At 71.4% G+C, this 10,336-nt stretch carries 7 protein-coding genes and 1 pseudogene; 5 read left to right on the forward strand and 3 right to left on the reverse strand.

Annotation, left to right across the window (positions count from 1 at the left end; translation table 11 throughout):
* Positions 1-59 precede the first annotated feature (59 nt).
* Together BLA60_RS29955 and BLA60_RS29960 are read left to right on the forward strand one after the other, a co-directional pair.
* Entirely contained in the window at positions 60-2,450 is a 2,391-nt protein-coding gene (locus tag BLA60_RS29955) for an ATP-binding protein (protein ID WP_075136383.1), read from the forward strand.
* Between the two features lie 24 nt (positions 2,451-2,474).
* Positions 2,475-2,945 (forward strand): annotated as a pseudogene (locus BLA60_RS29960) (GH12 family glycosyl hydrolase domain-containing protein); the annotation flags it as partial.
* Positions 2,946-3,003: 58 nt separating this feature from the next.
* Here BLA60_RS29960 and BLA60_RS29965 read toward each other — a convergent pair.
* Positions 3,004-3,951, reverse strand: coding sequence for a threonine ammonia-lyase (locus BLA60_RS29965; protein ID WP_075136470.1), 948 nt, complete (start codon positions 3,949-3,951; stop codon positions 3,004-3,006).
* Positions 3,952-3,975: 24 nt separating this feature from the next.
* Between BLA60_RS29965 and BLA60_RS29970 the strand changes: the two genes are divergently transcribed.
* Complete coding sequence (locus BLA60_RS29970; protein ID WP_211288896.1) at positions 3,976-4,689, forward strand: GntR family transcriptional regulator; 714 nt, start codon at positions 3,976-3,978, stop codon at positions 4,687-4,689.
* A 193-nt stretch (positions 4,690-4,882) separates the two neighbouring features.
* Positions 4,883-7,069: a SulP family inorganic anion transporter gene (locus tag BLA60_RS29975; RefSeq protein WP_075136386.1), complete on the forward strand. Its 2,187-nt coding sequence runs from the start codon at positions 4,883-4,885 to the stop codon at positions 7,067-7,069.
* A gap of 4 nt (positions 7,070-7,073) precedes the next feature.
* Here BLA60_RS29975 and BLA60_RS29980 read toward each other — a convergent pair whose 3' ends face one another.
* Together BLA60_RS29980 and BLA60_RS29985 are read right to left on the reverse strand one after the other, a co-directional pair.
* The gene (locus BLA60_RS29980) at positions 7,074-8,438 is read right to left on the reverse strand and encodes an MFS transporter (protein ID WP_084735390.1); all 1,365 of its coding nucleotides are present in this window, start codon (positions 8,436-8,438) and stop codon (positions 7,074-7,076) included.
* Positions 8,439-8,508: 70 nt separating this feature from the next.
* The gene (locus BLA60_RS29985; RefSeq protein ID WP_075136387.1) at positions 8,509-9,465 is read right to left on the reverse strand and encodes an ArsR/SmtB family transcription factor; all 957 of its coding nucleotides are present in this window, start codon (positions 9,463-9,465) and stop codon (positions 8,509-8,511) included.
* Positions 9,466-9,521: 56 nt separating this feature from the next.
* On the opposite strand from BLA60_RS29985, the gene BLA60_RS29990 reads away from it, so the two are divergent.
* On the forward strand, positions 9,522-10,307 hold the full coding sequence (locus BLA60_RS29990) for an inositol monophosphatase family protein (RefSeq protein WP_084735392.1): 786 nt from the start codon (positions 9,522-9,524) through the stop codon (positions 10,305-10,307).
* Positions 10,308-10,336: the final 29 nt, after the last annotated feature.

Here is a 10,336-nt window from a genome sequence, read left to right on the forward strand (position 1 = left end):
CTAGGAATGCCACATGGCTGTCCGGCGCCTTCCGGAACCCGGACAGCAGGGGGTACCGCATGACGCAGGACTCCCGGCGGGCGCTGGACGCGTTCGTCGGCGAACTCCACCGGTTGCGCGGGTGCGCGGGGGCGCCGTCGCTCAACCAGATCACCTCGACCTCGGCGACGATCGGCCAGCCGCTGGCCCGATCCACCGTCAGCGACAAACTCAACGCGAAGTCGTTGCCCGAGTGGGACTTCGTCGTCGCGTTCGTCCGCGCGTGCCTTGCCCACGCCGAACACACCGGCCACCCGGTCCCCGACGACCTGGCCGACCTGGCCCGGTGGGACACCGCCCACTGGGAGCTGCTGTCGTCCATCGACGCCCAACGCACCACCGACCGACTCACCGTCGCCGCCCAGAACGAGGTTCGCCGCCGGCAGGCAAGCACCCGCCACCAGGACCCGGACACGGGGGTCGTGCCGCACCAACTTCCCGCGCCCACACCACATTTCGCCGGCCGGCTGGAGCAGCTGGCCGGGCTCACCGACCTGATCACCACGGGGACCGCCACCGGGATCGTCATCGCCGCCGTGAGCGGCACCGCCGGCGTGGGGAAGACGACCTTCGCCGTTCACTGGGCCCACCGGGTCGCCGACCAGTTCCCGGACGGGCAGCTCTACGTGAACCTTCGGGGTTTCGACTCGGTGCCCGCCCAGGTCGATCCCGTCGACGCGCTGCGCGGGTTCCTGGAGACACTCGGTGTTCCGGTCGAGCGCATCCCCACCGGACTCGCGGCCCAGACTGGTCTCTACCGCAGCCTGTTGATCGGCCGCCGGATCCTGGTTCTGTTGGACAACGCGCGGGACGCCGACCAGGTTCGGCCGTTGCTGCCCGGCTCGCCCGGTTGTCTCGTTCTCGTCACCAGCCGCCAGCGCCTCACGGGGTTGGTGGCGGTCGAAGGGGCCCGTCCGATCGCCCTGGACCTGCTGTCCGGGCCGGAGGCGTGGGACCTGCTGTCACTGCGGCTGGGAACCCGTCGGGTCGCCCAGGAACCGGACGCGGTAGCACGGATCGTCAGCGCCTCAGCCGGTCTTCCCCTGGCACTGGCCGTCGTGGCCGCCAGAGCCCAGACCTTTCCGGCCTTTCCGCTGGAACATCTGGCCGAGGAACTCGACAACGCCCGGCTGGACGGTTTCGCCGGAGCCGACCCGGCGATGGATCTGCGATTCGTGTTCTCCTGGTCATGTCGAAAACTGGACGCCGGACCGGCGCGACTCTTTCGTCTTCTCGGACTACATCCCGGCGGCGGTTTCGGTGTGCACGCCGCCGCCAGCCTGTCCGGTCAGACCCTGGCCGAAACACAACGACAGTTGGCGGTGCTGTCCCACGCGAATCTCGTGTCCGAACCGTCCCCCGGGCGGTTCGTCATGCACGACCTGCTCCGGGCCTATGCCGCGGAGTTGGGGGAGGAATCCGTCGACCGCGACGCCGCCCTTGGCCGGATGCTCGACCATTACCTGCAGGCCGTGCACCACGCGGACCTGGTCCTCTACCCCCACCGGGACGCCATCACCCTGCCGCCCATCGCCGAGGGGGTGTCGGTGCCGTCGTTCGGGGGGCGGGAGCAGGCCTGGGCGTGGCTCAGCGCCGAACACCAGGTGCTGCTCGACGGGATCGAACTGGCGGCCGGCGGGTTCGACACGCACGCCTGGCAGCTCGCCTGGTCGATGACGACCTACCTCGACCGGATCGGGGCGTGGGCCGAACAGGGGCGGGTTCAGGAGATCGCGGTGGCGGCCGGGGTGCGGTTGGGGCACCGGGACGCCCAGGCGCGGGCGCGCCGGAACTGGGCGGTGGCGTGCCTGCGGCGCAAGCAGTATCCGGAGGCGGGGGAGCACCTGCGGGTGGCGCTGGCGTTGTACGACGAGCTGGGAGACCAGGTGGGGGCCGCCCGGACGGTGCTGAACCTGGGGATTCTGGCCGAGCAGCAGGGCGAGTACGCGGAGGCGTTGGGGTTCGCCCAGGGGGCGTTCGAGAGGTTCTCGGTGGCTGGGCTTGTGTCAGGGCAGGCGAACGCGCTGAACAACATCGGGTGGTACCAGATCCAGTTGGGGGACCATGCGAGCGCGTTGGTCAACTGTCGGCGCGCACTGGGGCTGCAGCAGGCTTCCGGAAATGTGTACTGGCAGGCCCATGCCTGGGACAGTGTCGGGTTCGCGCATCATCATCTGGGGGAGTACGGGGAAGCCGTTCGGTGCTTCGGAAAGGCCTTGGAACTGTGGCGGGAGTCGGGCGAGAGATATTTCGAGGCCACCACGCTGACCCATCTTGGGGATTCCCTGGGGGCTGTGGGGGAGGTTGACGAGGCCCGGGGGGTGTGGTTGCGGGCCGCTGATGTGCTTGACGAGTTGGGACATCCGGATGCTGGCGGTGTTCGCGGTCGGTTGCATCCTGGTTGGGGATAGGCGGGGTCTCGCCACGCCAACCACCCCAACACCGGCGGGGTCAAGTCCTACCCCAACGCCACCCGCTACGTGAACCGGCAGCTCAGTTCGCTGAACTCACTGTCCAGCAGCTTCAGTACGCGGGTTCCCGGCGGCGGCGCCTATGCGAGCACCTACGACATCTGGGCCAACAACAACGCCTACGAGATCATGTTGTGGGTCAACCGGACCGGGCCGGTCGGGCCCATCGGCTCCTACCAGACCAGTGTCTCCGTCGGTGGGCACGGGTGGGACGTGTACCGGGGGATGAACGGGTCCTTCGAGGTGTTCTCGTTCCTGCGGCAGGGGAACGCCTCGTCGGGGACGGTCGACGTCAAGGCGGTGCTCGACTGGATCCGGGGGCGGGGCTGGTTCGGTGACGTCACCGTGGGCTACGTGCAGTTCGGGTACGAGATCACCTCGTCCAGCGGGGGGATGGACTTCGTGACGAACAACTTCTCCGTGTCCTACAACTGACTTCCCTCACGGTGCGCCGGTCACGCCCAACGACGTGACCGGCGCGGCCTCGACGCGTTCACGCGGACACCAGCTCCGCGAGCAGCTCCTCGGAGAAGTTGCTGCCGGTCACGATCGTCGCGGTCGCGAGGCCACGGTCACCGTCATAGCGCATCGCCGCCGCGATCCCCAGTGCCCCGGCGGGTTCCAGGATCAGACCCAGCGTGTCCCGGGCGATCCGCAGCGCCGCACGGAGATCGTCCTCGCCGACGAGCACCACGTCGTCGACGTAGTCGCGCATGGCCTCCACCGCCTCCGGTACGGGCACCCGCACCGCGACACCGTCGGCGATGGTCTCGGCCGTCGCGGTGGCGACCGGGGTGCCGTCGCGCCAACTGCGGGCCATCGCCGGTGCGCCGGTCGCGCACACGCCGACGATCCTGGTCGAGGGCGCGTGGGCGCGGGTCCAGCAGCCGATGCCGTTGACCAGGGCGCCGTTGCCGACCGGCACCAGCACCACCGCCGGCCCGGCCGCCGCGAGCTCCACGGCGATGGTGCCGGCGCCCTCGGCGATCCTCGGCTCGGCACCGTCCTCCACGAACAGTCGCCCGGCGTGCTCGGCGGCGTGGGCGCGGGCGGCCGACTTCGCCGCGTCGAAGTCCGCCCCGGCCGACCGCACGGTCGCGCCGAGCTCCCGCATCCGGGCGACCTTGACCGGGTTGGCGTTGTGCGCGCAGAACACCGTCACGCCGATGGCCCGCGCGCGGGCCGCGTAGGCGATGGCCTGGCCGAAGTTGCCGGCCGAGGCGCACACCACCTCCCGGTCCGGGTCCACCGCGCGCAGGAAGTAGTCCGCGCCCCGGCCCTTGAACGACCGGATCGGGTTGCACGTCTCCAGCTTCACGATCAGCTCGCGTCCGATCCGCCGCGACAGCGACGAGTCGGTGAACTGCGGCGTGTTGCGGAAGACCGGGTCGATCAGCGCGGCGGCCCGCTCGACGGACTCGACCTGAAGACGACTCGACACCCGCACATCGTATACGATTCTTCGGTGCCTGTGCGCAAGCCCGAACCGACGCGGACCTCGCGCCCACCCGGTCTCCAGGAACCCATCGCCCGCGCCGAACCCCTGCGCGACGCCGTCCACGCCAGGCTCGTCGAGCTCATCTCCTCCGGGGAGTACCCGCCGGGCGCCGCGCTCACCGAGGCCAGCCTCAGCCGCGCCCTCGACGTCTCCCGCACCCCGATCCGCGAGGCACTGCTGCGTCTGGAGGCCGAAGGGGTCCTGCGCTCGGCCCTGGCCCGAGGCTTCACCATCCGGCCGCTGGTCCGCCGCGAGGTCGAGGAGCTGTACCCGATCCTGGCCGGCCTGGAGGCGCTGGCCGTCCGCACCGCCATCCCGGTCCCGAAACCGACCGTGAAGGCACTGCGCGGCACGCTCACCGAACTGGAACGCTGCCAGGACCCCATCCGCCGCTGGAAACTCGACACCCGGTGGCACGCCACGATCGTCGCCGCCAGCGGGAACGAACACCTGCACGCCATGATCGGCCAACTGCGGGTCAACCTCTCCCGCTACGAACTCGCCCACCTGCGCGAGGTCCCCACCCGCGAGCACGCCGACCAGCAGCACCGGGACATCCTGGCCGCCCTCGAGGCCCGCGAGACCGACCGCGCCGCGGAACTGCTGGAAACCCACTGGCGCGAGGGCCAACAACGGGTTCTCGACTGGCTCACCCCCGCCGCTCCCCGGACGACACCCTGATGTCGTCACGGTCAGTGCGCGGGGGTAGGTGAACGAATCCACTCTATTCGGGGATATACAACGGTTGTTTCCCATGCGACAGCGGTGGAGCGTGACCGCGAACCCGATGGGGGGAATCTTAAATCCACTGCGGACATTCTCGGGCGTCTTCCTGTCTCATAGGAGGTATCGACCACACCGAGAAGGGAGCGCCATGGCGCGGTGGGCCGGTCTACGCGGAACGACCCTCGGTCACGACCTGTCCGCGTCGCTCGTGGTGTTCCTGGTCGCCGTCCCGCTGTCACTCGGGATCGCGCTCGCGTCCGGGGCACCGATCGTCGCCGGACTGATCGCCGCCGTCATCGGCGGCATCGTCGTGGGCGCGCTCGGCGGGGCACCGCTGCAGGTCAGCGGCCCAGCCGCCGGCCTGACACTGGTACTGGCCGAAACCATCACCCGCTACGGCTGGGCCGCCACCTGCGGCATCACCGTCGCCGCCGGACTGCTGCAGATCCTGTTCGGACTCAGCGGGATCGCGCGCGCCGCCCTGGCCATCACCCCGGCCATCGTGCACGGCATGCTCGCCGGCATCGGCGTCACGATCGTGCTCGGCCAACTGCACGTCGTCCTCGGCGGCGAGGCCAACAGCTCAGCGGTGGAGAACCTGCTGGGCCTGCCAGAACAGATCGCCGCCCACCACGACGCCGCCGCCATGCTCGGCCTGCTGACGATCGGCATCCTCCTGGGCTGGGGCCGGCTGCCCGCCACCCTGCGCCGGGTGCCCGGCCCACTGGCCGCCATCGCCTCGGTCACCGTGCTGGCCACCGTCACCGGCCTGTCGGTGGACCGGGTGACCCTGCCCGAGGACATCCTCGACATCGGCCTCGTCGCCCGGCTGCCCGACGGCGGCTGGTTCGACCTCGGTCTCGCCGTGCTCACCGTCGCGCTCATCGCCAGCGTCGAGACCCTGCTCTCGGCCGTGGCCGTCGACCGGCTGCACGACGGGCCACGCGCCAACCTCAACCGCGAACTGGTCGGCCAGGGCGTGGCCAACATGACCTCCGGCTCGCTCGGCGGCCTACCGGTCACCGGCGTCATCGTGCGCAGCTCCGCCAACGTCGCCGCCGGCGCCCGCACCCGGGCCTCGGCGATCCTGCACGGCGTGTGGGTGCTGCTGTTCACCGTGGCACTGGCCGGCCTGATCGGCGCCATCCCGCTCGCCGCCCTCGCCGGGCTGCTCGTCTACATCGGCGCGAAACTCGTGAACCTCAAAGAGGTCAAGGAGATCCGCAAACACGGCAACCTGTGGCTGCTGCTGGTCACCCTCGTCGGCGTGGTCGCCGTCGACCTGCTCACCGGCGTGCTGGCCGGCATCGCCTGCTCGCTCGCGCTCACCCTGCGGCGCACGATGTGGTCGGGCATCCACGCCGAGGGCGACGGCGACCGGCGGCGCGTGGTGATCGAGGGCGCGCTGACGTTCCTGTCCGTCCCCCGGCTCTCCGCCGTGCTCACCTCGCTGCCGCCGGGCAGCACGGTGACCGTCGCGCTGGTCGTCGACTACCTCGACCACGCCGCGTTCGACTGCCTGTCCAACTGGCAGCACGCCCACGAACGCGGCGGCGGCCGGGTCCGCGTCGACGAGATCGGCCACCCCTGGTTCGCCAAGGGCAAGACCGACACCCCGACCATCCGCCGCCACCACGCCCGACCGGCCCTGCCGCGCTGGCTCGCGCCCTGGTCGGACTGGATGGCCCAGGACAGCACCCTGGACAGCACCCTGGGCAGTGGCGTCGAGGTCCCCGACCAGCGCACCGAACTGTCCGCCCCTCACCCCGATGCCCGGCCCCGCACCCTGCTGCTCACCTGCTCCGACGCCCGCGCCCTGCCCGACCCGCTGACCGGCGGCGACCTGTTCACCGTCCGCAACGTCGGCAACCTCGTGCCCACCGACCACGACACCTCCGTCGGCGCGTCCATCGACTACGCCGTCACCGGCCTGGGCGTGCGGGAGATCGTGGTGTGCGGGCACTCCGCGTGCGGGGCGATGGCCGCCCTGCGCGAACAGACCCCGGCCGACACGCCCGTCGAGATGCCGGACGAGATGCCGTTGCTGGCGCACTGGCTGCGCCACGGCGAACCCAGCACCCTGCGCCAACGCGACCGGCCACCGGTCACCCTCGACGGGACCGAACCCGACACCCCGCAGGACCGGCTCGCGCTGCACAACGTGCTCCAGCAACTGGACAACCTGCGCCGCCACCCGCAGGTCGCCCAGGCCGAGAAACGCGGCGCGCTGCGCCTGACCGGGATGTACGTCGACGTCGCCGCCGCCCGGGTCTACCTGTTCGACGCCGCCACCGGCACGTTCGCCCACACCCAACTGTCCGACCTGATCGCCTGAGCGGTCACCGCGTCCCCAACTCGGTCCCGCGCGGCTCACGGACCAGCGACACCGCCACCAGCGACACCACCGACAACACCATGATGTAGCCGCCGACCGCGACCGCCGTCCCGGTCCAGCCCACCAGCGCCTGCGCGATCGCCGGGGCGAACGCGCCACCCAGGATCGCGCCCAGGGCATAGCCGATCGACACCCCCGAGTAGCGGACCTGCGGCGGGAACATCTCGGCGTACATCGCCGACATCGGACCGTAGGACAGGCCGAGCCCGAACGAGAGCACCACCACCGCCACCACGAACAACGCCAGCTGGCCGGTCTCCATCAGCAGGAACATCGGGATCATCCACACGAACAGCGCCGCGTAGCCGATCTGGAAGGTCCGCACACGGCCGATCCGGTCCGACAGCGACCCCGCCCACAGCGTGCACACCAGCCACACCACGGCGCCGGCGATCGTGGCCGCCAGAACACTGGGCCGGGTCAGGCCCAGCGACGTGCCGTAGCCGATGAAGTAGGCGATGAGCAGGTAGCCGGCGGCGTTGTTCGCCACGAAGATCAGCGCGGTGAGCACCACGTTGCGGGTGTGCGAGCGGAACAGGTCCCGCAGCGGGGCCGAGGAGTGCGCCCGGCGCTCCAGCATCTCCCGGAAGACCGGGCTCTCCTCCACGATGCGCCGGATGACGTACCCGCCGACGATCAGCACGACCGAGAACAGGAACGGGATCCGCCACCCCCACGACAGGAACTGGTCCTCGGTGGTGGTCGAGCTGACCAGCCACAGCACGCCGCTGGCCAGGATCAGCCCGATCGGCACACCGATCTGCGGGTAGGCGCCGAACAGGCCACGCCGCCGCGTCGGGGCGTGCTCGACGGCCATCAACGCCGCCCCGCCCCACTCGCCGCCGGCCGAGAAACCCTGCACGATCCGCAGCAGGATCAGCAGGACCGGCGCAGCGACACCGAGATCGGCGTGCGTGGGCAGCAGACCGATCAGCGTCGTCGCACCGCCCATCAGCAGCAACGTCAGCACGAGCATCCGCTTGCGGCCCAACCGGTCGCCCAACTGCCCGGCGACGACCGCGCCCAGCGGGCGGAACAGGAAGCTGATCCCGATCGTGGCCAGCGAGACCAGCTCGGACAGCCCGGCGGACTGCTCGCTCAGCGGCGAGAAGAACAGCGGGGCGAAGACCACGCTCGCGGCCTGGGCGTAGATGAAGAAGTCGTACCACTCGATGGTGGTGCCGGCGAGCGTGCTCGCGAGAACGCGCCGTTCCTCCCGCGTTCTGACGGCACCGACCGATTCGGCACCCACGGAATCGGCGCTGCTGGACTCGGTTTCGCTGGAATCGGCGTTGACGGATTCGGACATCGCGAACCACCCCGTTCTGCCGTCGCTGCGGGCGCGCAGGGAACGAGGATCAGCATGACATCGATCCGCCTCACCGGGCGGCCGCGAGCCGCAGCGCCTCGCCGAGTTCGCTGCGCCCGTAGAGCACGTGCCGGCCGTGGCGGTGCGCGACGAGCAGCCCGGCGGCGCGCAGCGCCCGCAGGTGCTGGTTGACCGCCGAGGTCGTCACGCCCGTGCGGCGCGCGAGTTCGGTCGAGGACGCCGGCTCGCCCAGGGCGTCGAGCAGGTCCGCCCGTACCTGGCCGAGCACCCCGGCCAGCGCGGCGGCCGAACGCGGACGGTGGGTCTCCCACAGGGTGCCGGTGCCCCGCGCGGCGTAGATCAGCAGCGGCGGCCCCGCCGGGTCCACCGGCACCGCCGTGTGCAGCGCGAACAGGCTGGGCAGCAACGTCATCCCACTGCCGGCGACGTCCACCCGGCGCGGCGGCGCACCGTGGATGCGCACCCGCAGCACCGGCGATTGGAAGGACACCCGTTCGGACAGGCCGTCGAGCATCGCGCCCAGCCCGGCCTGGGCCAGCACCCGGCCCCGGTGCACCACGTCGCCCTCCAACACCGACCGCATCCGCTCCCAGTGCGGCGAGAGCGCCGCCTCCCAGTAGCCGCGCAGCGCCGCCACGATGCGCTCGGGTGCCCGCCGCCCGTCCGCCACGGCGGGCGGTGTGCCGTGGATGGCGGTCAGGTCCCGCCGCACGACGCGCGGCGGGGTGGCCAGGATCCGGTCGAACTCGTCGTCGAGGCGGGTGAACGGGGTGTCCGGGCGGGGGCTGAGGAAGTCCGGGGTCCAGCCGCGCGGGTTGATCAGCGCGCCGAGCACACCCAGGTCCAGTTCCGGGCGCAGGTCGGCCAGCCGGCGGCTCCACGGCAGGTGCAGTGGGTACCGGCCGGGGTCGCGCAGTACCCGCAGGCTCAGCGTGAGCTCGTTGAGCGGCGAGATCGCGAACCGCACACCCACCAGGTCCGCCTCGCGCAACACGAACTCGATCATGTAGCACAACGCTACATCAATGACGTCCGGACGCCCTCGGCCCGACGATGGCCGCCATGACCCCACCCGCCTCCGCCGACGAACTCGACCAGGCCATCGGCCTGGTCCGCGACGCCGCCCGCCTGGCCGCCGACGCGTTCCACGCCAGCACCCGCGAGGTCCACCACAAACCCGACGGCAGCGTGGCGACCCCCACCGACCTCGCCGTCGAGGACCACCTCCGCGAGCACCTGCGCCGCCACCACCCGCACGACGGCGTCACCGGCGAGGAACGCCCACCGCACACCGGAACCTCGGGCCGCCGCTGGATCATCGACCCGATCAGCGGCACCCACGACTTCCTCCACCGGGTGCCGCTCTACTCGGTGGACCTGGCCCTGGAGGACGCCCACGGCCCGGCCATCGCCGTCACCGCCCTGCCGGCCAGCGACCTGGTCACCGCCGCCGGCCGGGGCCTGGGCGCCTGGCTGCTCACCGGCGACCAGCGACTCCCGGCATCACCCGCCGCCGTGAGCACCCGCACCGACCTCGCCGGCGCCGTGGTCTGCGTCCACGGCCTCGCCGCCTGGCCGACGACCCTGATCACCGCCCTGCACCGGCAGTGCCGCCCGCGCGACGGCGTGCACTCCGTCCAACGCCTGCTCACCGGCCGCGCCGACGCGATCCTCGCCACCGGCCTGGCCTACGAGGACCTCGCCTGCCTCCCGCTGCTGGTCGACCAGGCCGGCGGCCGGGTCACCGACACCACCGGGCGGCCCGTCCTGTCCGGCGACGGCACGGTCCTGGTCACCAACGGCCACCTGCACGACCAGTTCCTCGCCCTGATCGGCGACAACCGTTGAACCGCAACGCGATGGGCACCGGTCAGCCA

This window comes from Actinophytocola xinjiangensis, assembly GCF_001921215.1.
GTDB classification, from domain to species: Bacteria; Actinomycetota; Actinomycetes; order Mycobacteriales; family Pseudonocardiaceae; genus Actinophytocola; species Actinophytocola xinjiangensis.

Excerpts from the sequence above, each read along its gene's own strand:
- BLA60_RS29980 (WP_084735390.1), bottom strand. The coding sequence starts at position 8,438 with ATGTCCGAATCCGTCAACGCCGATTCCAGCGAAACCGAGTCCAGCAGC.
- BLA60_RS29990 (WP_084735392.1), top strand. The coding sequence starts at position 9,522 with ATGACCCCACCCGCCTCCGCCGACGAACTCGACCAGGCCATCGGCCTG.
- BLA60_RS29985 (WP_075136387.1), bottom strand. The coding sequence starts at position 9,465 with ATGATCGAGTTCGTGTTGCGCGAGGCGGACCTGGTGGGTGTGCGGTTC.
- BLA60_RS29955 (WP_075136383.1), top strand. The coding sequence starts at position 60 with ATGACGCAGGACTCCCGGCGGGCGCTGGACGCGTTCGTCGGCGAACTC.
- BLA60_RS29975 (WP_075136386.1), top strand. The coding sequence starts at position 4,883 with ATGGCGCGGTGGGCCGGTCTACGCGGAACGACCCTCGGTCACGACCTG.